22 protein-coding genes are annotated in these 23817 nt (G+C 54.2%); 6 read left to right on the plus strand and 16 right to left on the minus strand.

Going from position 1 to position 23817, the window contains the following annotated elements; all coding sequences use genetic code 11:
• Positions 1 to 4: 4 nt before the first annotated feature.
• From H6G07_RS19390 to H6G07_RS19420, 7 genes are all read right to left on the minus strand, one after another.
• On the minus strand, positions 5 to 4129 hold the full coding sequence (locus tag H6G07_RS19390; RefSeq protein WP_073609787.1) for an Eco57I restriction-modification methylase domain-containing protein: 4125 nt from the start codon (positions 4127 to 4129) through the stop codon (positions 5 to 7).
• Positions 4130 to 4178: 49 nt separating this feature from the next.
• Positions 4179 to 6164 carry a hypothetical protein gene (locus tag H6G07_RS19395; RefSeq protein ID WP_073609788.1) on the minus strand — a complete coding sequence of 662 codons (1986 nt, stop codon included), beginning with the start codon at positions 6162 to 6164 and terminating at the stop codon, positions 4179 to 4181.
• Positions 6165 to 6177: 13 nt separating this feature from the next.
• Positions 6178 to 9390 (minus strand): DISARM system SNF2-like helicase DrmD, encoded by a 3213-nt coding sequence (gene drmD, locus H6G07_RS19400; RefSeq protein ID WP_242026873.1) that lies wholly within the window; start codon positions 9388 to 9390, stop codon positions 6178 to 6180.
• Positions 9391 to 9513: 123 nt separating this feature from the next.
• Positions 9514 to 10239, minus strand: a complete 726-nt coding sequence (locus tag H6G07_RS19405) for a hypothetical protein (RefSeq protein WP_199312254.1) — start codon at positions 10237 to 10239, stop codon at positions 9514 to 9516.
• Positions 10240 to 10719, minus strand: a complete 480-nt coding sequence (locus tag H6G07_RS19410) for a hypothetical protein (protein WP_073609790.1) — start codon at positions 10717 to 10719, stop codon at positions 10240 to 10242.
• Positions 10716 to 11330: a hypothetical protein gene (locus tag H6G07_RS19415; protein WP_199312256.1), complete on the minus strand. Its 615-nt coding sequence runs from the start codon at positions 11328 to 11330 to the stop codon at positions 10716 to 10718. Before H6G07_RS19415 ends, H6G07_RS19410 begins: the two co-directional genes overlap by 4 nt.
• Before the next feature lie 221 nt (positions 11331 to 11551).
• Complete coding sequence (locus tag H6G07_RS19420; RefSeq protein WP_338420717.1) at positions 11552 to 11821, minus strand: DUF433 domain-containing protein; 270 nt, start codon at positions 11819 to 11821, stop codon at positions 11552 to 11554.
• Positions 11822 to 11925: 104 nt separating this feature from the next.
• On the opposite strand from H6G07_RS19420, the gene H6G07_RS19425 reads away from it, so the two are divergent.
• Entirely contained in the window at positions 11926 to 12786 is an 861-nt protein-coding gene (locus tag H6G07_RS19425; protein ID WP_073609791.1) for a WYL domain-containing protein, read from the plus strand.
• On the opposite strand, the gene H6G07_RS19430 is transcribed toward H6G07_RS19425, so the two are convergent.
• Positions 12783 to 12977, minus strand: a complete 195-nt coding sequence (locus H6G07_RS19430) for a hypothetical protein (protein WP_073609792.1) — start codon at positions 12975 to 12977, stop codon at positions 12783 to 12785. The genes H6G07_RS19425 and H6G07_RS19430 overlap by 4 nt on opposite strands.
• A gap of 419 nt (positions 12978 to 13396) precedes the next feature.
• Here H6G07_RS19430 and H6G07_RS19435 point away from each other — a divergent pair, with 419 nt between their 5' ends.
• The gene (locus tag H6G07_RS19435) at positions 13397 to 13984 is read left to right on the plus strand and encodes a hypothetical protein (RefSeq protein ID WP_073609793.1); all 588 of its coding nucleotides are present in this window, start codon (positions 13397 to 13399) and stop codon (positions 13982 to 13984) included.
• A 212-nt stretch (positions 13985 to 14196) separates the two neighbouring features.
• The gene (locus H6G07_RS19440) at positions 14197 to 15030 is read left to right on the plus strand and encodes a hypothetical protein (protein WP_084173369.1); all 834 of its coding nucleotides are present in this window, start codon (positions 14197 to 14199) and stop codon (positions 15028 to 15030) included.
• Positions 15031 to 15176: 146 nt separating this feature from the next.
• On the opposite strand, the gene H6G07_RS19445 is transcribed toward H6G07_RS19440, so the two are convergent.
• Both H6G07_RS19445 and H6G07_RS19450 read right to left on the minus strand, forming a co-directional pair.
• Complete coding sequence (locus H6G07_RS19445) at positions 15177 to 16061, minus strand: SAM-dependent methyltransferase (RefSeq protein WP_073609794.1); 885 nt, start codon at positions 16059 to 16061, stop codon at positions 15177 to 15179.
• A 25-nt stretch (positions 16062 to 16086) separates the two neighbouring features.
• Positions 16087 to 17394, minus strand: coding sequence for a Y-family DNA polymerase (locus H6G07_RS19450; protein WP_073609795.1), 1308 nt, complete (start codon positions 17392 to 17394; stop codon positions 16087 to 16089).
• Between the two features lie 486 nt (positions 17395 to 17880).
• Between H6G07_RS19450 and H6G07_RS19455 the strand changes: the two genes are divergently transcribed.
• Positions 17881 to 18057 carry a DUF4278 domain-containing protein gene (locus H6G07_RS19455; protein WP_073609796.1) on the plus strand — a complete coding sequence of 59 codons (177 nt, stop codon included), beginning with the start codon at positions 17881 to 17883 and terminating at the stop codon, positions 18055 to 18057.
• Between the two features lie 78 nt (positions 18058 to 18135).
• Here the strand turns inward: H6G07_RS19455 and H6G07_RS19460 are convergent, their stop codons facing one another.
• Positions 18136 to 18465, minus strand: coding sequence for a S24 family peptidase (locus tag H6G07_RS19460; protein ID WP_073609797.1), 330 nt, complete (start codon positions 18463 to 18465; stop codon positions 18136 to 18138).
• A gap of 114 nt (positions 18466 to 18579) precedes the next feature.
• On the opposite strand from H6G07_RS19460, the gene H6G07_RS19465 reads away from it, so the two are divergent.
• The gene (locus H6G07_RS19465; RefSeq protein ID WP_073609798.1) at positions 18580 to 18813 is read left to right on the plus strand and encodes a hypothetical protein; all 234 of its coding nucleotides are present in this window, start codon (positions 18580 to 18582) and stop codon (positions 18811 to 18813) included.
• Positions 18814 to 18836: 23 nt separating this feature from the next.
• Here the strand turns inward: H6G07_RS19465 and H6G07_RS19470 are convergent, their stop codons facing one another.
• Both H6G07_RS19470 and H6G07_RS27150 read right to left on the minus strand, forming a co-directional pair.
• Entirely contained in the window at positions 18837 to 19166 is a 330-nt protein-coding gene (locus H6G07_RS19470) for a hypothetical protein (RefSeq protein WP_073609799.1), read from the minus strand.
• A 70-nt stretch (positions 19167 to 19236) separates the two neighbouring features.
• Positions 19237 to 19461, minus strand: coding sequence for a DUF2087 domain-containing protein (locus tag H6G07_RS27150; RefSeq protein ID WP_084173371.1), 225 nt, complete (start codon positions 19459 to 19461; stop codon positions 19237 to 19239).
• Between H6G07_RS27150 and H6G07_RS19480 the strand changes: the two genes are divergently transcribed.
• Positions 19406 to 20140: an endonuclease/exonuclease/phosphatase family protein gene (locus H6G07_RS19480; RefSeq protein ID WP_073609801.1), complete on the plus strand. Its 735-nt coding sequence runs from the start codon at positions 19406 to 19408 to the stop codon at positions 20138 to 20140. The two genes, H6G07_RS27150 and H6G07_RS19480, sit on opposite strands and share 56 nt — an antisense overlap.
• Positions 20141 to 20992: 852 nt before the next feature.
• Here H6G07_RS19480 and H6G07_RS19485 read toward each other — a convergent pair.
• The 3 genes from H6G07_RS19485 to H6G07_RS19495 all read right to left on the minus strand — a co-directional run bounded on the left by H6G07_RS19485 (position 20993) and on the right by H6G07_RS19495 (position 23649).
• Positions 20993 to 21913: a vitamin K epoxide reductase family protein gene (locus H6G07_RS19485; protein ID WP_073609802.1), complete on the minus strand. Its 921-nt coding sequence runs from the start codon at positions 21911 to 21913 to the stop codon at positions 20993 to 20995.
• Between the two features lie 408 nt (positions 21914 to 22321).
• Positions 22322 to 23191, minus strand: coding sequence for a M56 family metallopeptidase (locus H6G07_RS19490; RefSeq protein ID WP_073609803.1), 870 nt, complete (start codon positions 23189 to 23191; stop codon positions 22322 to 22324).
• Entirely contained in the window at positions 23191 to 23649 is a 459-nt protein-coding gene (locus H6G07_RS19495) for a BlaI/MecI/CopY family transcriptional regulator (protein WP_073609804.1), read from the minus strand. Before H6G07_RS19495 ends, H6G07_RS19490 begins: the two co-directional genes overlap by 1 nt.
• Positions 23650 to 23817: the final 168 nt, after the last annotated feature.

Raw genomic sequence — 23817 nt, forward strand, 5'->3', positions numbered from 1 at the left:
AGGTTTAAATCTCCATACCGGGAATAGTGGGCGTTTCGGGGGCTGATTTTGTTTTCCTTGACCCTTGTGAACGTTGAACGCTGCCTTTTGCCTTTTTCGCTCCCTCTGCCGCCTTATGCCCCCTTACCTCTTCTAAATGGCGCTGTTGGTTGAGGTCGAGGAGGCGGGCGAGTACTTCGTCGTGGGTGGCTTCGGGCCATTTGTAGCGCCAGGGGAGTTTGCGTTTGCCGGTGCTGATGAGGGCACCAAAGGCGGCGGCTTCGTCGGCTGTGACCCAGAAGAGGTCGCCGCTGGCAACTCGCTCAGCAGCTTCGGGGGGGAGGTCGTCGGGGTCGGTGTCGAGGTAGTCGAGGGCAAAGCCGCAGGTGGTGTCGATATCGGCCCAGCCGTAGGCGGCGAGGACGGCGCGATCCATCTGATCGTGGAGGTGGCGGAGGTGGAGGATGTCGGGGTGGGTTTCGGTGGGGTCGTGGAAGCGGTTGTAGGTGTCGGTGAGACCCTCGTTGTTGCGCACCATGAGGTCGGCGCGGTAGTCGTAATAGGTTTTGCCGATGGCTTCTAGGGTGGGGTCGGTTTCCCAGTTTTCGGGGAAGGGCAAAGTATCAAAGCAAACGGAGGAGGTGTAACGCAAGTCATCTTTCATTGATGAGCCAAAGAACTTAGCCCAAATCTCATGAATCCTGGATTGAAGAAATGCAAAATCACCATATTTCTCAAAGGCAAATACAACTACGCCTTCTGTGAAAACAACATTAACTGGCAAGAATGCCATACTTAGATACTGACTAACTCGTGAAATAGCAAGAGTTCTTGAATTATCACTAATTTTCTCATATAGTTCTTTTCTCATTCTCCAGAACTTCCACCAAGGCCAGTTTGCAACATCCTGTGCCTTGGTCATTCTTTCTGGCTTCACTTTCTCCTCGACAATTTGGATCAGATCAGGCCATTTACGTGCCTCATCCTCACTTCGATCACCAAAATTGATTATGTATCTTGTAGGTTTTTGCTCAGGATGTGAGTTGATTTCTGAGCCGCCGATATATGGAAATATGACTTCCTTGTTTTCAGAATTAGATTGAATTAACGAGTACATCTCGGTAACTGAAGTCGCCTTTTCTTTGCCATCCTCAAAAAGAAAACCATCTCCATAAGGCTTAACTCCTTCATAAACGAGATCGGAGTTTTGAGGAAGGGATTTTGGATCCTCATGGCTACCGGCATGGAATAGAAATGCCGTAATTTTTGTCACTTCTCGTTTGTTTAGGCGAAATGGAGCGGGCAAAGATCCTTTGAAAATATGAACTAGGCTAACGATGACAGCAGCTAAGCCGGGCCAGCGGAATCTACGCTCTGCTTCAAAGATTGTCCCTCCTTTTTTGCAAATCCAACTAAGGCTGCCAGTTCGAGTATCACCTTGAGAAATGGTATTAGTTGCAACTAGGCCCAAAGCTGCTTCCTTGCGTATGAGATCGAAAGCTCTCCTAAAGAAATAAGCAACTAAATCAGTTCTGTTTCCAGTCTCCGGAAAAACGTTTGTGATCCAATCCAGATACTCCTTTGAGGAAGAACCTGAAATCAGAGTTCCACCCAAAAACGGCGGATTCCCCACGATCGCATCAAACCCAGGATTCTCCCGATCAAACACCTCTGGAAACTCAATTTCCCAGTTAAACGGCGTGATGGGCTTTTCAGCATTGCGGATAGAGTTCTGGATTTCGGTGAGGGGGGAGTAAGTGGATGCGTCGATGGGTGAATGGGTAGATGGATCGCCCTGGGTGTAGACAGATTGTCGCCAGGTGCGGACGAGGTCGGCGTATTCCGAGAGTTTAGCTTCGCGGTCTTTCTTGCTCTTGCCTGCAAAAAACGCCGCAATCTTCACATCGCCAATCAGCTTCGCCTCCTCCAGTTCCCGTTCTGCCCGTTGCCACTGGGCCAGTTTCTCCTCCGCATCCGCATCCGTCCGCGTATCCAGCGCTTGTATCTGGGTGCGGTACGCCTTCGCCCGGTCTACCTTTTCCTTCAGGTACTTAAACAGCGGCAGGTCTTCCGTCGTGTCTTTGCCAAAGCTGCCAATCTCCGCCCGCGTCAGCCCCACCAGCGAATCCCCACACTTCAGCGCATGATCCACAAAGGTAAAGGGCTGGTCTTTGGCCAGCGTCACCAGCCACAGCGACAGCTTCGCCAGGTTCACCGCAAAGGGGTTTTTGTCTACCCCATACAGGCACCGCTGCGCCACCAGGCGACGGGCATAGAGCAACGGTTCCACCGCCGCAGGCAGGTCAGCGGGCTGGCCGTGGGTATCCCACGCTTCCACCAGATTCTCCGCCAGTTGCCGACAGGCCTCCACCAAAAATGCTGCCGACCCCATCGCCAGGTCGCACACCTTCAGGTTCAAAATCTGCTCTGGGGTGGGGCGATCGCCCAACTGCTCAAAAATGGGGCGCAGCGTGGTTTCTACAATCGGCTGGGTCAGCTTTCGCGGCGTGTAGTGCGAGCCCGTGCGGCGGCGTTCTTCCCCCGGTTGCAGGTACAGATCACCGGGAGGCAACAGGTTCAGCGTCCGCGACGACACCCGACTGCCCAGGGCCGCCACCAGATCGGCTGGGGTTGTGGCCTCCTTCAGCGCCGGCGCCCCCTTGCCCGTCAGCTTGCACTCGGCCCAGTCTTGCAGCACCTTGGCGCGGTTCCCCGGCTTCTCCGCCAGCAGCGCCTCGACATTGATCACCACATCCTTCGGCTTCACCGCAATGGAGAGCCCCTCGGCCACCTCCACCTCGTAGCCCATAATCGCCTCATACACCGAGCCGATCTGCTCCACATCCAGCGCCCGGTACGAGAGGCGTTCCCCCTCCAGCATCAGCAGCTTGTCGAGCATTCGGTAAATCACCCCATCGGCAATGCGGGGCGCTTCTACCCGGCCATGGGTTTCATACTGGGTGCCCTGGGGTCGCCCTTCTAAAAACGGGTACTCGTCGGGGTCAAACAGTTGCCCGTGGCGGGCGGGCAGATATTCGTCGTAGGCACCGCCGCCGTCATACACCAGCCGAAACAGGCTCAGCAGCGTAGCCCAGGCCCCATAGCGCTGATCCATCGTGTCGGGGTAGCTGCCCGCGTCTTCCCGCAGCTTTTCGTAGAGGCCCGACACGGCATAGTGGCGCTGGTAGACCTCATCGTCGGGCATCAGCCCCTCGTCTTCGGCGTAGAGCAAAAACACCAGCCGCATCAGTGTGGCGATCAGGCCACCGTAGATGTGTTGGCCCTCACCCCCGGCCCCTCTCCCAGAACGGGAGAGGGGAGATAAGAGGGGGGCAAAGATTTTGCCGTTGGCGGCAGCATCTGCCGCCTGGAAGCCGCGCAGCAGTTCCCATAGGGCATCGAGCACCTGGCTGGCCAGCTTATTCGAAACCTCGGCCTGGTAGTTGCGGCTCTCCACCAGCAGCCGGTTTAACCGCTGGTTTTCGGGCACGTTAAAGAGGCGATCGGCCCCAATCAGCAGATTCAGCGCCCCCAAAATTAGCCGCCCCGGCACCTCCACCATCGCCTGTACGGGAAACGTCAGATACCCCGACGACTCGCCACTGGGGGCGTACACCAGCCGCATCTCCGTACCATTCACCAGCAGCCCGGTAGGAATCCCCGTCTCCCGCAGCAACCGCTCAAACTTGGCCTGAAAACTCGCCTTCCACCCCTGCCCCGTCGCCGCCGCCGGATCATCCTCATCCAACGGCAGCCCCGGTGCCATTTCCTGCACCAGCAAAACCCACTCGTCGCTGTCGGGGTCTTTAACCCCATAGGTGGGCCGCAGGGTCTCGCCATAGCTGGGCAGTACCGCCGAGAGGCGATCGGGCAGGTCTGCCGCCACCACCAGGTCTTCGGGCATCCAATTCAGCACTTTCTGGGTAAAGGCGGGGAAGTTCTCAATCCAGGCAATACCCTCATTCTTATGGCGCGGGATCGCCTCGGTGGAGACTACGCCTTGCAGCCGCTCTTGCAGGTCTACCAGTTTGGCGCGATCGATCACCGCCTGGGCTTTGATCAGCGCAGGCGGCGACACGACCAAACCCACCGGTTGCAGCAGGCCGAGCCATTCTTGGTGTCTAAGGATGTCGAGGTCTTTAGATGGCATGGTGACAATGAACTGTATTGCAGAAAAATGCTTACTTTGAGAGTGCTGCCTAACCTAGCCCAAAATTGGGATGGGGTTTGAAGTAGTCCTGAGCTCGAATCAATACGGATTGCCTCAGTTCCTGGTCAAGTTGTTTACCCAACCAAAGACCTGGTTCTACCTCCTCATCTACAGCAACTCTTACGGGTTCTGTTATTTCTGGGATCTGCAACTTATAGGTATTGCCAGCAACGACGTGCTCTTTGACCATCACTTGCAAGACGTCCAAGTCTTGCTCAGCAGCTAACTGAGTTGGTCGAAGCCGAAGGTCATCACCAGACATAGAAAAGACTTGAATACCCTCTTTGTCTTGCCAAAAGACATAGCCATTTAAACCTGGTTTAAGTGCCGCAAGCGCTGGTTTAGCATCCTCTAGCCCATAAGCTTGGAACTCTCTGACCTCTTTCTTGGTTTGGCCAAAATCAGTGAGCTTTTCCCACCACCGCATGGCCTTCAGGCAAGCATCGGCATGGCGCTCAAGCTCCTTCACTGACGGGAGATTTTCTAGTGCCTGTTCGTGCTTCTGCATTTTGTTGCGAATGCGCTCTTGCCGCCGCCCCACATCCGTAGGATTGTTTTGCATAGCTTGCAGGAGCAACATCTGCTCAAGCTTAAGGTCAGCGGCAATAAGCCCAATTAAGCACTGCATATCGTGGAGCGCCTGCTTCCCATTTGACTTAAGTAGCTCTGCCGCACTGCGGGCACCTTGACGACCTCGTTGATATCTAGTGTGTTTCGCCTTATCTCTAAACCGTTCGACGAGCAGTCGATTTCGCTCAAGGATTGCCAAAATGTTCTTCTCGACCAGAGCTAAACGGTTACTAGCATCTGCTGTGAACACGCCAGTGTTCATCCGCTCTGCCTGGATGTCGTCCAAGACGTTGATAGCGTAGTAGATTTCGCCCAGCACCTCGGCTTCTTGCCTGACATGGAGTTCTTCCAGGGTTTTCTCCATGTGGGCCAGTCGCTGATTGATTTGGTTTAGCTGCTGGGTACCCACAATTGCATGGAGCACCTGGTAGGCAACCACAGGAGCCAGAATGGGCACAGCAGAAGCTTGAGCAAACTGGAGTTGCCCAGCAAACTTACTTCCAGTGACATTTTTCACAGTTCCAAGAGACGCGCCGCCACTTTGAACCATCTTGTAAATTCCCTTGGATATACCAGAAACCAGTTCTGGCGGGCCGACCACCCTAAGCAGCTGCCCTGTCTGTAAACCAGAAGCCACCACTGCTGAGGTCGCCCCTAACTGGTCTACTACTGCTGAGTTCAATCTGCCTTGATGCCAAGCATTTGGGCTATGTAAGCTTAAGCCCCGAAAATGGTCTATGAGCTGCTGGCTTTGCTCAGGAGAATATTGCAGTAGTGCCCCAACCGTATTACCAGCTGGATCTTGCAGTTCTGTAAACGAAGCAGTTTCCTCTGATACGGGTTGGTAAGCCTCAACATCCCAACCCTGATGACTGATTACCTTTAGAACAATCTCTTCTACCGAGCCGTTTTCGGCTGAGGCCAGTTCCTCGTCTTCACTGGCGGTTTCCTCAGCTTTGGTCTCACTCTCACGCTTCGGACTCTGAAAAACGGAGAACATGGCTCCCAAAGCGTTGTCGGTGAAGTCCTGGATGTTTGTCAAACCATTTGCGATCGCATCTTCGACAACATCTCCCATGTCAGTGACTCCGCCTTGAAGATTATCAACCGCTTCTGTAACCTCCTTTGAGGGCCATACTGATTTAGTAAAAGTTTGAAAGCTTTTCAGGCCCTGATTGACAACCCCTTCTAAATCAGGGACTTGAGTTTCGCTGTCTTCCGTTTGGGGTAAGTCGAACACGGCTTCATAAGCTTGCTTCCAAGCATCGCACCCATGAAGGGCTGGTAATCTGTTCTCTTCAGCAAACTCCAGCCATACTTGATTTTTTCGCAGTTCCCTAGAGGTAGCCACACCAAAATGGCTACATAAAGCCTGTTTACAATCCCGTAGTCTCATGCTTTCCATTGCGTCTGCCTCCTTAGCTCGATACTGGCCATAAATACACAATTCCCACCGGCTCAATGCGCTCAGCCTTGACCTGATAGGTCTGCTGAATCCGCTCCGGCTCCGTCACAATCTCCTCCGCCAGTTGCTCCACCCTAGTGCGCCAGTGCCGCCGATCCGCCTCGATCTGTCGCATCTCGTCGCGGTTAAATAGCCCGAGCTGCAACGTCTCATACTGCTGCTCCTGCTTCAGAATTCTGTCCCGCTGTTCCTCCAGCAGCGTCTTCATCTCTGCTGCTTCGCGATCGCCCCGCTGGGCCAGCTTCCGCTTTGCCCGTTCCGTCAGCTCCGTCGCCCGCCGCTCCAGGTTCGGCAGCAAATCCTCCACATCGCGGCCCACAAACCCCTTCAGCCGCTCCATCAGCGTCTCCGGCACCTCCTGGAGCCGCCGATTCGCCAGCGAGGCCTCCAAGATTTGCATCACATCCTTTTTCTCCCCCTCCGTCAGCGGGCGCAGCTTGCCCCTGCCCCTAGCCTCCGGGTCTAGCCACTCCGCCGCTACCGTCACCACCTCATCGTGCAGCCGAGCCGCCCGCTCTCCATAGAGCGACAGCCGCCCCAAAATAATCACCCTCGGTATCGGGTCATCGGTGCGGCACACACAGGCCCGAGTCAGCTCATCGTAGAGAAACCCCTGGGAGAGAAATCGCCCCAGCAGCCGCTGCACCATACGGTGCTCCAAGTGCAGGTGCACCACCTCCCCATCCAGCGACCCCGGATCGCGAAACACCACCGGGCGAATCGGCGCTTCCTTGCGCCAGTCCCACAGCTTTTGGCCCCGCTGCCGAGGTGCCCGCAGGGTATCGAGGGTTGTGGCCCAGGAGGGGTCGGCCCCGGCCTGCTGGTCGAGGGCGGGCACCGTCCAGCGGCTGCGCTCTTCGTTGTCCACCGCCTCTGCCGCCGAGAGGGGCGCTAGCGCCGCCGACCCCATAATCTCCAACGACACCGACAGGGCATCGCGAAAGTGGCGATCGCTCAGCCCCAACCACTCCTTCGAATCGCGCAACATGCCCTCTAGCTCCACCTGCTGCTGCCGCAGCTTGTCTTGCCTGAGGCGAATCGCCTCCAGCTCTTCTTTAATCGCAGTGCCCCGCCCGGTAGACTCGGCATCGGCCTGGTCGGCATTATCAATGGCACCGCTCAACGCCTCGGTCTGCTCAGCCCGGATGCCCTGCTCCAGCAGTTTCGTCACATTCTTTTCCACCACTGGTGACAGGCTGCCCAGTTCCTCCTGAATGCGCTGGGTCTTTTTCACCAGCACATCAATCACCCGATCTTCGGGCCGCTGGAGCAAGACAAAGTAGTGGCAGCGAACAATAGGCGATCGCTGCAATTTGCGGTCAATCCGCCCGTTGCGCTGCTCCATGCGGCTGGGGTTCCAGGGCACATCAAAGTGAAATAGGTCGGCGCAGAAGTTTTGCAGATTCACCCCCTCCCTCGCCGCATCGGTGGCGATCAGAATTCGCAGGGGGTTGTGGGCCGGGTCAGCGTTGAAGGCGGCTTTGATTTCCTCGCGGCGATCGTCGCCCATGCCGCCGTGGAAGGTGCCAATACGATCATCCTCGCGATCGCTGCCCGCGATGATCGCCTTGAGCTGCTGCTCCAGATAGCGCTTGGTGTCGGTGTATTCCGTAAAGATTAGCACCCGCCGATTTAGCCACTTGGCCCTGGGCTGCCCCAGGTCGGGGCAGAGGTTTTGGCGCAGCCATTTCTCCAACTCCACAATTCGGCTATCGGGCTGTCGCCGGGCCTGCTCCGCCAGTTGGGTCATCTCTTCCAGCAGGGCCAGCTCCTCCTGAGAAATTGCCTCCCCGGCGGCGTAGGTGGCTTTCTCCATCTGCCGGTCTTCCTCCGCCAGCACCTCGTCTTCTTGCAGGTCGGCCCGGTCATCGTCAGATCCAGGACTCTCTAGCAAGAGGGACAGGCTGCCCTGGGTCACGTTCTGCTGTTGCTGAACCTGCCGCTCAATCGCCCGACGGTGGACGCTGAGGGTGCGGGCAAAGGCTTCGATCGACGACAGCAGCCGCTTTTGTAGGTTGGTGAGCACCAGCAGGGCCGCGGTCTGGGTTGAGCGGGGGGCATCCTTCAGGCGCTGCTCCCGTTGCTTGCGGTAGGTTTGCAGTAACCGAGCCAGCTTTAGCTCTGGCGCATCCTCCGGCAGCTTATCAATCACCACCGGCACAATCTCCCGCTTGGGGAAGTCGGGCTCGTTGATTTCCCGCAAGTCTTGCTTGAGCCGCCGCACCATCACCGCATCCAGCAGCTTTTTGCTGCGTACCGGCACCCCCCGGCAAAACCGCTGGGGGTCAAGAATTTCGAGCAGGGCCGCAAAGCTATTGGAGTGGCCATTGTGGGGCGTGGCCGACAAAAACAGCCGGTGCTCAAACCGGGGAGCCAGCTCGCGCACCACCTTTGTCAACTGCGAATCCACGGCATAGCGCGAGGCACTGGCCGGAGCGGCATTGTGAGCCTCATCTAAAATCAGCATCGACCCGGCGGAGAAATCGCCCAGCCAGTCCCGCAGGGGGGCAGCATAGGTTTCATCCCGCAGCAAGGCATGAGAAATAATGAAGCGGGTGTGAGTCTTCCAGGGGTTGATACCATAGCCCCGCTCGCGCCGTTTAGAGGCCACAAACTCGCGATCAAACACGATGAATGTGAGGCCAAAGCGGCTCTCCATCTCCTCCTGCCACTGGCGCACCACCGACGGCGGGCAAGAGATCACTACCCGCTTAATCTTCTGCCGCATCAGCATCTCGCGCAGGATCAGCCCTGCCTCAATGGTTTTGCCCAGCCCCACATCGTCGGCAATGAACAGATTCACCCTGGGCATCCGTAGGGCTTTGCGTAGCGGCTCTAGCTGGTAGGCCTTGACCTCAATCCCCGCCCGATAGGGGGCCTGAAAGAGCCTTGGCTCGGTAGAGGTGACGCAGTTCCACCGCAGGGCGTGGAGGTAGGCAGAGAAATAGCGCGGGTCATCAAAACCCTTATGGGCCACCGCCTCCCAGGAGGAGGTTTCGATCACCTGGGCGTCGATCTCCCGTTCCCAAAACACCTCTAGCGCTTCCCCCTGGGCATCATCTTCCAGGCAAGCCAGGCGCACCAGGGTATCGCCCGTGGCCACCGAGGCAGGGGTTATTTCTTCGATGAGATACTGACGAGACCGGACTCTTACAATTTGCCCCAAGCCAAGATTCAATGGCCGTTTTGGTTCGGCTAGTACTCTGACACTATCCATATCTTTTCCTGGCAAGTGACCCGAAAGTTCTAGACGCCCTTATCGCTCTTTCTCAGCCATTTTAGCTACGCATTAAATATTCTTTGATACCTGTTCACCCTCGATTCTTCTAGCTTCTTTGACTGTTGAATCAATTACATGAAATTTGTCGAGATGCTGTTCTATAAAAAATTGACCTTTGTCCGCCAAAATGCTTATATTCTGGTTCAATAGTTTAATATCAGCATTCAACTCAAGAAGAAAATTGTGAGCCGTATTGATTATATTTGCAAGCCTTTGATCCACAGCTTTAATCAAAATCTCTTGAGCCATGGCATTGCCGGAAAATCTTTCTTCGATTTTTTTTAAGTCTTCAGCGGCTTCATTAAATGCACTATCCTGAAGTTCTTTGTATTTTATAGTTCTTTCATATACGAGAGTTTGCGCTTTGTCCCGCAAGTCAAGTTGCATGTGACCAATGGCGTTAATAGCATTGACGTTCAGCTTAGTTAGTTCTTGTTGATATTTCATGATGGCTTCAGAAACAGCCGTCATTCTTGCGAACTCCCTATCTTTCTTGCATTGTTCTATCTCCACCAAAATTCTTTTTATTTCCGTTTCCTTTTTGATCGAGAGATTGACCTCTAGCTCTTTCTCTTCTCGCCTAAGCTGAGCCTCTATATTCTTCGAGGCAGCTTGTTTTTCTAGATCTCTCTTATGTTCTGCTGCTCTTAAAGGCTCACTTGCCCAGTCCGTCATCAACTTGATCGGTGCATAAACAATGTCGTCTAGCTTATCGAACATTCCAAATATAGACACTTATCTTTCCTCCATTAGAGATTTTAATTGGCGTTGAAACAGGGCTTTGTCTTTTCTATGTAGATAAAGCAGTTTCTTGTAATTCTCACTCGATCTCTTATTGACATCGAGAATCGCCTTTAGAGATTGTCGCTTGTCTTCAAGAATACTGTAGACAAAGTCTCCACTCTCTTTGGATAAGGTTGAGTCCTTGAATTCAATATATTTTTGAATAAAGGCCAACATTGAGTTTAAGAAAAGCTTTTGCACCTCGTCCGTGCCCTCGGGAAGGGCGCTGGAAACACAATCCAAAAACTGGAAATGATGATTTATCCAGCCAATAAAAAAATCCTCAATTGCAAGCTCCATCAAAAGAATGTCATCCTCAAACTCAAACATAGGAATAAAGACTTCTTTTTCTTCATTGAGAAATGCAGAAAGAAGATTTTGACGACATTTCTTAAGATAGGCTAGTATTTCAAGGGTTTCTTGATTTTTCATTCATTGCCTAACCCTGAATTCATCTTCGCATTGTCCATCTCTTTTCTGGCTTCTTGCTTGATTTCACTAACCATGTCTAAAGTATTCTCTTCAATGAGGCTGGCAGATAAATCCAGACTTCTTGTATAGCTTTCTACAAGTTCTTTTATCCATACAGAGGCTACTTTATTGTCTACTTGAGATGTAGAAAGAGTTTCGGAAACTTCCTTAAGCGATTCGGCAAAAAACTTTGTGCGCTCCTTCCTCACTTCCTCTTGCAAGCTTGTCGCAAATTTTATCTCTTCCTTGTAGTTCTTTATCAACTCTAGATAATTTTTCTCGTATTCATAGAGGATACTTAGTTTCTCCTGTAATGTCGCTAGCCCTACATTGCTTTCAATCTTAAAAATAATAGACTGAAGAAATACCTCCTTCACGCTATTGTCCATGTCTAACTTTTGAACCATAGCCTGCAGGTCGGCCTTAAGGTCATCAAGCTTGCTGTTTGTTTCGTTTTGATTTGGCATTACGTGATCCTGATTAAACGTTTCACTTTCTTGATTATAGGGATCTAACCCTTGGCCATCTGACTTGGAGAAGTCAAGCTTATTTTTGCCTTTGCGGTTGAACATTTGAAGTGATAGTTGGGAGCATTTGAAGGCTAACCATCAAAATCATCTTAGGTATAGAAAGCCATAGGTTTAAACCTTTTTCTGAAAGTGCATTGAAAATCCCTAAAAATGATAGAAAAATTTATACAACCTTTGCCTAATTTTTGAGGGAATATCTTAACAGGAAGGTCACAGTATAAAGTCTTTCCTTCGGCGGTTAGCGTTTGTTCTGTAAGTTGCCCTTATTTAGAGAGTAAATCCGTACCTTTTAATCGCATAACAGCAATCAATCGGCGGGCATATTCAAGGCAAGCTAAAATGTCGTCTCGTGTTAGTTCTGGATAAATCTCCAAAACCCCTTCTAAAGATGCCCCCTCGACCATAGTCACTAGCACCCTCTCAACGGTTATGGTTCGCCCTCGGATAACGGGCCTACCCCCAAATAACGTTGGGTCTACTGTGATGCGCTCTAAGAGCGTTCTCTCATTCATTGGCATGGGCCGAATCATCATAAAATGTCCGTGCGCTGTTGCTTTTCCCCATCATGGCAATCACAATAGAGATATTCAAGGCTTAATCCATGTAAAGTGTCCGTACACTTAGGGTGATTACCAAAATGACTCGCAAGGGCCGCGCACTGACGCTCTCAGTTTCAGACCAAGAAAAAACACAGCTAGAGCAGCTGGCGCTGGCGTTTGGCCAAACTTGGGGCGACAACCCCAATGTCTCAAAACTGGTCAAGGCCATTGCCAATAGTGAGCTGCGCCTGGCTACTAACCACGACTGGGAGCGCGATCGCATCAATGCCCTCAACCGTGCCCGCAACCTGTGCGTTGACCTGGGCTATTTGGCCGAAGCCGTGGCGATCGCCGAGTTGTTGCTAGAGCGCAGCGAGATCAACCTACCCCTGCGGCAAGAAATTCAAGCCTTTGTGGATCGGCCTAGCACTCCCTGGCGCATGGAGATCGAGCGCTGTATCCTGCGTCAGCGTCCCTTTCGCCTCACCTACCAAGACGCCGCCGGTCGCCTGTGGAACTTCACTATCCGCCACGCCAAAATTGTCACCCAAGAAGACCGCCAGTACTTGGAATGCTGGTGCGAGGAGACCGAAGGCAGCCGCGACATTGATGCTCTGCTCCACAACTGGTCCCTCCGCCTCGACCGTATCCCCGACGAAGCCGTCATATCCCCGGCAGAGGGGCACTGGCAACCTCAGCTCAGCACCATTCAGGTCGAGTTCTGGCTACTGAACAGTCTGGCCTTTAGCTATCGCTCCAAAACCGAAGCTGACCTGGTGAACGAGTGGCTGCCTGACCAACAGGCCCGCCGCATTGTGCGGCAGATCGATCACACCTTTTGGTTCTTTCGCGAAGTCCGTCGCTATGGGGCCAACTGCATTGTCGTAGGGCCAGAGGAGGTGCGTGCAAGATTTGCTGAGGATGTTGCGCGGATGAACCAGCATTACTGCTCTAGCTAGCCATGTAGGCGCGCAGATTCCACTCCGAGGGCATTCATGGCTACTAGTTGAGCCATCAGGATGGAGATTAGCTCCTCCAACTCCTTACGAGTCAGCTTGGTGCGATCGCCGTTTTCGATGGGCTTGTCCATCGTGGTGATGATTTCGCTGCAGGTCGTGTCGAACGTTTGGGATAGAGAGGCTATAGCCACGGTTGGTTAAACGGTACGTTAGTGAACGGCATCGTCTACTAGGTTTATTATGGCAGTCAATAAATCTATGTCGGTCAATCTAGAGTTTTTCGCCGGGTTAGGAATAGGCTCAGCCCAGGTCGTTCTCCTGTCAGGCGCGTGAAATCGGAAGCGGTTTTTCCGATTTCAGAGGAGCGATCGCATGGGCGGGATTGCTAGGGATGGCGGGAAAGCAAAAGCCCCCGATGCGATTCCCCTTCGGGGACACGGTGTGAACGCCAGGGGCCGAAGTGAAATTCCGCTGGAGCTAGGGTAGCAGTCTCTACCGCTCTGGCCCTGACGGTAGGCGATCGCCTTCTAGGCCCAGAGACTTTGAGTTTGTCGCCACCCAGGCAAACGTAGACTGTAATTTTAAGTACCCCTGTAAGCCCCAAAACCCCATGGCTGACCAGCTAGAGCATATTGCGGTAGGAGAGCGTTTAGATCGCCCCCACGAGGCTGAGGGAGCAAGATTTAGCTGGGCCGATGACTCTTGTGAGTTGTTGATCAGCCTCAGCAAGCTACGCCCAGCAGAAATCAGAGGGATTGAGCATGGGGTGTTTGAATTTGGGCTGAATGTTGTTGAGTCTATGCCCTTTGTCTGCTTTCGAGTGTTTGAGGTGGTGGGTAACCGGGGTTTTGGCCGACCACAGCAGGGAAAGGTGGTGTTGCCCTGGCATGAATGCCCCTTCCATCTAGCCCGCTTTCACCCCGAGGCTCTGCCCCCCTTTGATGCCTTCAGGACGATTCCAGAGGCCCGCCTTGGCATCATCGTCATTTTGACCGACTGGCCGGGGATGACAGTCAAAGCGCTGCGGTTCTTTACCATGTCGCCCTTCTTTACCCAGAAGTTGATCGAGGCGCTGCTGACCACCGCCCCAGCCTATACCTTTGAGGGCTATGAGCAGGGGGTAAAGCGAGTGTTTCAAACCTACCCCACCAATGCGATCGGTGAGGGTTCGCGGGTACGCTGCAAGTCTGGGGATTGACTACTCATCGATCAAGAGAAGCTATGACAGATTGGGTGTTCACCAGTGAGTTCGACCTAGAAGAGTTCATTTGGGCTAGTTTAGAGCCACTGTTCAACCTCAAGCCCCTGGCCCGCTAGTACGGCATCAAGGGCCAGATCTGCGACATCCTGGCCACCACCCCAGAACACCAACTGGTCGTCCTCGAACTAAAGAATGTCGAAGATCGCTACGTGGTCCAGCAACTCACCCGGTACTACGCCAGCTTGCGCCAGGCTCAGCCCTTTGCTGACCAGGTAGACTACAGCTTGCCCATCCGCCTGGTGGCGATCGCCCCCACCTTCCATGCCCACAATCACATTGATCGAGAGCATAGCCGCCTCGACTTCGAGTTTTGCCGATTCGCGATCAGTGGCGCTGGCGATCGCTTCGGCTTTCAGCTTGCCAGCGCTGACTCAGCAGCAGAAACAGCAGTTGAGATAGATGCCAGATTTCATCCTTTCCTTCAGCCCATTGATGGGGAGCCAGCGCCCACGCCTGCGCGGGTCATTGGGCGGCCACCCAAGTCTCTGCGGGCGCAGCTGGAGCAGATGACCCCAGAACGAGCCGAACTGGCTTCAGCCTTGAGGCTCCAAATCCTTGAGTTTGACGACCGCATGAGGGAAGTAGGCCGATCGAGTCGAACCCAGTATGGTCTGGCCAAGGGCGAGAAGGAGGTCTACAAAACCAAGCTGTGCGCCGAGTTCTTTCCCCCTGGAGGCTTCAACCTACCCGCACTGTACCTAATGCTGCCTTACCCCAAAAAAGAGTTTGGGGCACCAGGCCATAGATACAAACAAGAAAGGGTGAAAGGGTTGGCCTGGGCTAATATCTCACTGTGGTTTGAAGAAAAGACTGTCACCTTCTATCTGGGGAAAAGTCGTGCTGGGCTGACCCAGTACCATTTCACCTATGGGGGCTATGCCAAGCTCTGTGAGCCGCTACTGGGCTATAGACCACAGTTTGAGTCAGTTGAAGATCTGGTTGCATTGGCTCTAGCGGAATGGAAGCAGGTAGTGGAAGCGTGAGTCTTCACCCTTGCCTACTGTGCTGGAAAGCTAAACATCTGCACCACATAGATTTCAGTCTCCGTGGGCGAGGCTACGATGCCATAGCCATGGTGTAGTGGGTAGTCAGCAGGTTCTCTCTGTGGCCTTATCTGAATCGAGGATCGTCATCGGTCTTTCCTAGCCTTCACCAGCCAAACCCCTCTCTCCTGCTGGTGACCACCCACCTCTGCTGTCACTGGCATAGACTTTGGGTATCTACCGTGCGCCTGTCCAATATCCTGAGGTTTGCTTACTTCAGCACTCCAGCCATAGCCCTGCAATAGCTGCTGAGGTTCGTCGCAGCCAAATTGCCAGTGGCGTACCACTCGCCCCCGATCGGCGTTCTCAGCGTTGTGAGCTGCCAGTATAGAACCGCTTTTTACCGCATCCATGCCCAGCACACTACCAGGGCAACTCAACGCCGCAATAGTCCTCAGTAGAGAGTGAGCTGAAGGTTCTGGCAGGTACATGACAACGCCTTCAAGGAGCCAGATAGTAGGACTTTCCTGCCTCAAACCTGCCTCTAGTAGTCGAGCAATCCACCCTGACTGAAAATTTTCCAAGTCCCCAGCAATCATATAGTGGCGACAGTTCGGTTTGATGTTCCGTAGGGCATTGGCCTTGTAATCTAAAACCCCTGGCAAATCGACTTCATAGAGGGTGGTAGCAGGTGGACAGGGTAACCGATAGGCTCTGGTATCGAGTCCTGAACCCAGGATGACGACTTGAGGCTTGGAGAACTGGGGCAGCGTGGCCAGCAGCAGGTCATCAAAGAACCGGGTACGGATGGCAATGTAGCGGGTGCGCTTGGCAATAATATCTGCGAGCGATCGCCCCTGTCTGTCTGCTACTTCCCGCCATTTAGCTAATAAATGCTCAACTTCATCACCAGCCAAGTCTTTTGCATAAGGGTCATTGAATAGGGGGGTAGGGAGAAACTGCTCTATAGCCCGCTTAGCCGCCACAATCTGGGCGGTATAGGAAACGGGGTCAGTGGAAGTAGAGGACACAGGTAAGAATTTTAGTAGCTGGTCTCTACAGTTTGGCCTGAGCGGTGTCCCGCTGTCTTATAGGACTGACCTGCCAAGCTTTCACAGTTGGGATCTCCCCCCAGTGAGTCGTATAGCGCTGGGAGAAATACTCTGACCGCATCGCCCAGGTAGGCTTGAGGCCCATCGCGCCAAACTTCACAGCATCAGGGCTGAGCTTGCGGTTGAGGTTATCCATCGCTGCCATCAAGCGATCGCGCTTCTCAGTATCCACCGGGGCCGCAAACAAGCTGCCTTGCACCTCGCCCACAGGGGTTAGCTCAGTGGCGATGACTTTGGCCTTCAGGTACTCATACCCCGGTGTAAATGCTGCTTCAGCTAGCGTCATGGCCTCATGGATGAGCACAGCGGTATCGTTAGTGGGCGGGTCGAGAGCCACAGAGCGGGCGGCACCATATTGGTTCTCGGGGCGGTAGTAGCTGGTACGCATGGAGACGGTGAAGTGACCCGCCACTAGGCCATCGGCCCTGAGCTTCTCGGCACAGCGGGTGGTGTAGGTGGCCACAGCCTCTTTGATGTCCGATAGTTCTGTGACCAGGTGGCCAAAGGAGCGAGAGACAATCCGCATGGTGACCGGGGCGGCTACGGGCTCCATGGGGAAACAGGGGGTGCCGCGCAGCTCCAAAAGGGTTCTCAGGCCCAGTACGCCAAATTTCTTCTTGATCACTCGCTCGTCAGCCTGCTTGAGTTGGAGCACCGTTTTGATGCCCATGCCGTTGAGCTTGGCCTTGAGATTCTTGCCAATGCCCCATACCTCCCCCACGTCGAGGCTGGCCAGCACAGCGTCAGGATCGGCCAGGGATTCAAAGTCGAGTACTCCATTCAGGTTTGGGTAGCGCTTGGCCTCATGGGCCGCTAGCTTGGCCAGGGTCTTGGTTTTGGCAATGCCCACCGATACCGGAATGCCCGTCCACTGCTTGACGGTGGTGCGAATCTTCTGGCCGTAGTCCCCCAGGTCAGCTTTGGTGAACCCGTGCAGGCCCAAGAAAGCTTCGTCGATAGAGTATTGCTCGACCTCGGGGCTGAAGTGCTGAAGGGTCTGAATGACCCGCCGCGACATGTCTTTGTAAAGCACCGGGTTTGATGAGAAGGCGTGGATCTTGCCCCGGTTCACCAGGTCTTGGATAGGGTACAGCGTTGCCTGCATGGCCACCAGCGGCTTTGCTTCGGGCGATCTCGCCACGACACACCCATCATTATTTGAGAGCACCACCACTGGCTTGCCCTCCAGGTCGGGCCGGAAGACTTTCTCACAGGATGCGAAAAAAGAGTTGCAATCTACCAAAGCGAACATGGCTAGACCCTAGAAAGAATAAGGGTTTACAGCATTGGAGGTAGGGAAGATAGATGCAGTAGTAATCCTATACTATCCTCTGCGGTGGTTACTGTCCTATCGTCACCAGGGCAGCATGGGCCAACGTCTTTGGGCCACTGCGATCGCGCTAGGACATTGTGCTTTAAAAACAAACCCCCACTGGCCAGCGCTACCAGTGGGGGTTGCTCTCAGGGTGTATCTACGCTCTAGGACGCTCTCAGGAACTCGCTGTGGGCCTATGGTGCCCTTGGTTTGGGGGGTATTCGTAGAGGTTGGCCAGATTGCGCTGTTTGGCGTATCCCTCGGGCCTGATGTGATCTCATGCAGCCGTAGAGCTAGGTGCGCTCACACTCAACCACTAGAACTATCACCCGCGCATTACTACCGCTGTCACCCAGCCAATTGGGCATTCAGGCGACTATGAATTCATCGAGTTCAGCCCCCGTCACTGAGGAACCCCCAGCTATGCAACTCACTTATCGCGGTCAATCCTACGAAACCGCTGCCCCTGCTGTTGATGAGATCTCTACTGGCGAAACGGCAACCTTCATGGGCCGTCCCTACGCCCGCAAGCAGTTCACGGTTACTCAACGCCAGCAGCCTGCAGACCTGACCTATCGCGGCGTTCGCTACACCCGGTAGACAACAGCTTTCCTCCCAACAGACAACGACCTCAACACTCCTGACTACCCCGCTGGCGACAGTGGGGTTTTTTGTCGCCTAAACTTTGCGGATCAGGTTAGTAACGACACCCCAAATTTCCATCTCTAGCGTTTGCCCTGGTTCCCATCCTGTAGTGGGGACTAGCTTGCCGTGGTGCTTTTGGACTCTGAGGACTTGGAGAGAGCCTGCGATCGCCGCCACCACTAGAGAGCCATCCTGGGCAGCCTGTGAGCGATCGACCACCAGCAGATCTTCCGGCTGCACCTCCTGGTCAGCCGCCATATCCCCCTTTACCTGCATGAAGAAGGTGGCGGCAGGGTTGTGGATCAGGTGTTGGTTCAGGTCTAGGCTTTGCTCGATAGCATCGCCGGGGACGGGGAAGCCCATAGGGGAAGCGAGAGAGGTTTGTCCATGCTATTCGCCTTAGGGCGAGGTTGTCTCGTTGTCTCGTGAGACTGTCTTGTGTTTACCTGGGAGAGTTGGCTGGAACTTTAACATCCTATGGCTTCATCGGACGTTGGACAGATTTTTAATACCTTCCATCACCTCTTGAAGGACTTAGAACCTTTTGTGGACGTGAAGGAGATGCGTTTGACCTTCGACAAAGATGGGCAGGCATTCCTGGTAGCCCCAGACTTTTCAGAGCCGATTCAAGCGGATCCCAGAATTCATCGCTTAGTTCGGGAAGAAATGCACCAAATCATTGCCAAGCATCGTTCTATTCGGGCGGAGTAATCGGCTGTCCTATGTGAATGCTGTTATCTCGACAGCAACCGCCCCAGCAGGAGCAGACAGGCAACCCCCAGCAGCGGAGTAGAGATAGCTACTACACGGGCCGAGAGCCAAGGCGGCAGGTAGATGTCTTGGATGGCTTGACCTGGCGGGGTGAGGGTTTCAGCCCAGGTTCTGAGGGGGCAGCGGAATCCGTTGGCAGCGTAGATCACCACCTCGATGCTGATGAGGCCAAAGGCGATCGCAGTCCAGACCGTGAGTTGATTCGTTGGGCCGCAGTACAGCAAGAACAGGATGGCCCCAAACATCACCACGAAAACGAGGGTATGGAACAGCTTGACCCAAGTTAGTAGCATGGCACTACCGCTAAAGCCCTTACTTGTTAAGCCAGTAAGCTGACTCATTGGGGACTCTATCCACCAGACCTCATTCAAAGAGTTCTCGACGCAGTAAGGCTGGATCGCCAAAGGTGTGATGCTGGTTGGGGAGAGCATTAACCTCGCGTTCGGTATAGAGGACACCCGGCTCAAACTGAGTTGCTAGATACTCTAGAGCGAGCTGCTGAAAATAAAGGTAGCAATAAGCAATATTGTCTATGTCCCGTGTTCGGATAGCCACCTGGAATGTAGAGTGGGCATCGCCTATAAGCACTCGTGCACAGCTTATACGGGAGGCAATCTTTAACCTGCAACCCGAAGTCGTTTGCCTTACCGAAACTCACCTGAATTTTCTAGAGCAGCTAGGTGGCTACACCATCACTGGAGGCCAGGACTGGGGCTACCAATCCGCGACTGGCCGTCGTAAAGTGCTGTTATGGAGCCGAGCGCCCTGGGAATCGGTAAGAGGTGAAGGGCCGCCTCAAATGCCCCCTGGCCGCTTTGTCGCAGGAATAACTAACACTTCAGTAAGTAAGGTGCTGGTCTATGGCGTTTGCATCCCCTGGAAAGACGCGCACGTTCGCACGGGGCTAAAGAACAAGGCTCCATGGGAAGACCATGAGGCCTATCTCCGAGCACTGTCGTCAGACCCGGTTATGCATCAATCTGGGCAGCCTCTGGTGGTGTTGGGAGACTATAACCAGCAGTTGCCTCGCAAGCGATCGCCAGTACAGATGGAAAGCTTGCTGCGCAAGACATTGGTGGGCACAAAGATTTGGACGGAGGGTTTGACTGATGAGGATGGCTATCTAGCGATTGACCACATTGCGACCTCTCCCCATCTCAATGCAACAGATCGAGGAGTGATAACGAGACAACATTCTTCAGGTCATCGTCTTTCTGATCATTTTGGCGTTTGGTGTGATTTCAGCCTGAGCGGATTGCTGGATTAGTCGATTTTAGAAAGATATTGCAGGAGCCTTGTTCCAGCCTAATAGTTGGCGCGATTCAGGTGCCGAAGTTCATGCGATTTTGCAAATGGACGGAACAGCCCAAGCAACTAGCTGGCACCGGCAGAAACCAAGGCCAGGGTAATATTTGAGGCACAATAACCCCAATGGAATTTCACCTTTGCCCCTGACGTTCACACCGTGTCCCCGAAGGGGAATCGCGCTGGGGGCATTTTGTTGGTGCCACCCATAACGCGGTAAACCACTTTATGGATAGGGTTTAGGAGGGTTCTGGCCTATTACCGATGGCGCAGGGTATGAATGGTTCGAAATCGTAGCCACTCTCGCGGCTGGGGCTGCTGCGCCATTCAGCGCTCGGTGTCGCCCTATAACGTCCAGGGAGGTAGAGGCAAAGCGCCTTGGCGGTAAATGGCGTCACACCGACCCAAAACAAAACCCCCACGGGGCATCAGGGCCTGTAGGGGTTATACCAAGTTGTGTCTCTACCGCCGTCGGTAGCGCTCTCGTCCACTAGGGTTCCCCGATTTCAGGGTGTGATCGCGGGGAGAGGTGCGATCGGCTATGGAGCTTGGGGCTAAAAATTAGCACCGGCTAGTTGTGCGCGCAGGTAACTATTCAACTCTCACTATCGCTAGTACAGGTCGTGTGATTTCAGCCTGTTTTGTCTATCTCGGACAAATATGCTTGAAATCACGCAATGTCTGGATGGAAGATGGCGAGCTCAGTACTAAATTCGGATGTAGGCGACTATTGAAAATTAGGCGCGCACTCGCGTTTTGGGAGCCAAGACATTCTCTATATCTATAGGTCTCAAGGGGGTTGGTTCTCCTTGCGCTAAATCGAATTTTGAAATGTAGTGGGACCGGTATAGCCTGAGATCTGGGCAAGTTCCTCCAGGGTTTGTCTCCCCGACAGGCGTTCACCGTTAATTTCCCAGGTGGGATAGCCAGCAATGTCGGCTTCCTGGCATTCGGGGGTTTGCTCTTGCCCCTCAGGTGTGGCGCACTCTACGTAGGGCATAACCTGGCTGGCTTCCTGGCCAAAAAGCTGCTTTTGCTCGTGGCAATGGGGACACCACCAGGCTCCGTAAAAAATAGCACCGGTGTCAGCCAGGTGCTGGGCCAGGGCTATTTCAGCCGGGCCAGACTGGGTGGTGATGGCAGGCCCTAGCTGATCGCCCGAGCCGTCGGCAGCGACTGGGTTGTTGACATTGGCATAGACGCCGAGGGTGCCCACCACCACCAGAAATGCTGTGATGCCGCCGATAAAGAAGGGTTGAGATAGATCAGACCAATTTTGGCCGATGAGGGCAAGCAGAAACAGGCTAGTGGAGAGGAGCGCTGAGCCGACGCAGTAAAGGCAGACAGCTTTGATTTCTGCGGTGAGCAGATACATGAGGTAGCCGCTAAAGACCATCATGGCGGTGCCGCCGATCAGCAGCAGGGGTTGGGTCAATCGGATGAGTTTATCTCTGAGGTCTTTTTGCTCGGCCCCATTGACCAGCAGGGGAGCGATCGCGATGACCGCCATGCCCATGTAGGCTAGAAACCCAAATAGGGCCAGCGGCTGGCCAAACACCGTGGCATAGGGGCTAGAGAGCACGATGTCACAGCCCTTGGTAGGACAGGCTGTGGCGCTGCCCGTGAGCTTGTTGATCGTTAAGTAAGCGGTGACAACAGCGCCAACCGCCGCTATGCCAGCCATTAGAGGGCGGGCATAGCGATGAAGCCAGGGAGCTGATTGTGTACGCGGCATGACTACATATCAATAAAAAACGTCAAAAATCCCAGCACCACAAGGATTAGGCCTGTGGAGGCATGGCCACTGAGATTCTAGGCCAGGATTGCGGCAGAAAACGATTTTGCTCGCTGCCTGCTACAGTTCAAAACCAACACCATGCCTAGTACCGTAACAACGGGGTACACCCCAAAGACCAGGGCAAAACCTTCATGCTGACGCCTGATACTAAATCCGAATCGCACAACCCGGATTCTCAAACAGCCAAACTGTAGGGGTGAATCGCATTCGCTCTTCTAAATCGGGGGTGACCAAGGGGGATTTGGTATGACGCTACCTCCCAAGGCGGTAGCTGACAGCGGAGGGACTGAATCCTAGAAAACCAGATGCGCCAAAAATCTAATTGCCACTCCTAATCCAAGTCCATCAAGAGTGGAGCCAGGTCGCAGTCAAGGGGAGCAGAGTAACCATCAGCCACATCAGTCGTCCCGGCGCTTGAACAGCTGGTTCCGCTACTAAACCAGGCTCTAGCAGAGCATTCACTCGCTGCTCTAGACGACTGAGGGATAGGGATTCATGGAACCCCACACAAAGCTCCATATCAGACGAATACCCCTGAGTGGCTAGGGTCATCTGCCGGGATAACTTAACCAGCAGCTCTGCCAGAAGCAGTGGGTCACTCGTGCTAGCTGCCCTATGGTCGGCGCGAATTTCTCGCAGCAGCAACAGTTCTTCCCAAAGCGCTTGGGTGTTGGGCAGCCCACTGGAAAATCGCCGGATCATACCCAAACCCAAAAACCAGAGAGGGTCGCGGTAGTCGGCATGGGCTTGCTCATGGGCGACCATAGCTTGCTGCTCTGCAAGGGTCAGATGCTCTAACCAGCCCCGGCTCACCAGCAGAGACGAATGCCACAGCCCAACCTGGGCCGCAACCGGTAGGTCAGTCTCCAAACAGCGGGCATGGCCGCCAGTGGGCAACGTAACGGTCTGGTATTGTCTAAGCCGCAGCTGGGTCGCAGCCGTCCTAATCAGCGTATGAGCTACAACGCCACTGGCAAAACCCAACACCCCCAGGCTGACCCAGCAGCCTATGGGGCTAACGCTCCAACCCATCATGGTGCCGTGGTGCCCCATGGAGAGCACCGCTCCGGCGGAGAGCATAACCATCAACGGCGGTAGACAAAGAGCAACGAGGGCCGACTGCCAGCGAGCTGTCCAGGGGCCAACGGTTGAGCGCCACTGCCACCGCCACACCACCGCTACTAATCCAGTAAGCAATAGTAGACTGCCGTGCATTACTCCTCCTCCCCTCGGCTGGGCTGCTGAGCATGGCGTAGGGCACGCAGGCGGGCGGCGATCGCATCGAGCTGATCCAACTCAGCGATGTCGAGGCTATCGGCAAAGGCAGCTACCAAGTCAGGGCTACCGACCGCCAAAAAACTCTGAAGTTGCTGGTGAGCCGCCAACACATTAGCATCCTGCTGAGACACGATGGGCTGCCAGCAATAGACCCGGCGGGTGCGCCCCTCTTCGCCTTGGGGTTTCGCCTCGCGGCGGAGCCAGCCTTTTTTAGCCAGCCGCTGGAGCACTGTGGTCACCGAAGCCTGGGTCAAGTCGCGGTCCGGGTCGGCCAGGATGTGGTCGTGAATCTCTTTCACCGTAGCGCTGCCCTTAGCCCAGATGATGGCCAGGATTTCGGCCTCTAGCGGCCCAAGAGAAAGTTGACGAGGTCGATGGCGAGGGAGGGGGGCCATGGGTGATAGGTGATGAAGTGAGGGGCCTGTTTCTTGATACTTTACACTCCTTTTTTCTATCCCAGGATCGGCGTTAGCGTTGCACTCTGCAATAGTTGACAGGCTGTCTTTTGACTCCCAAGAGCCTTCCCCAGACAATGCTTCGCGAGGGAAATTTTGTCGATAGAA

The sequence above is a fragment of the Phormidium tenue FACHB-1052 genome, from assembly GCF_014696675.1.
In the GTDB taxonomy this organism is placed as follows: Bacteria; Cyanobacteriota; Cyanobacteriia; order Phormidesmidales; family Phormidesmidaceae; genus Nodosilinea; species Nodosilinea tenuis_A.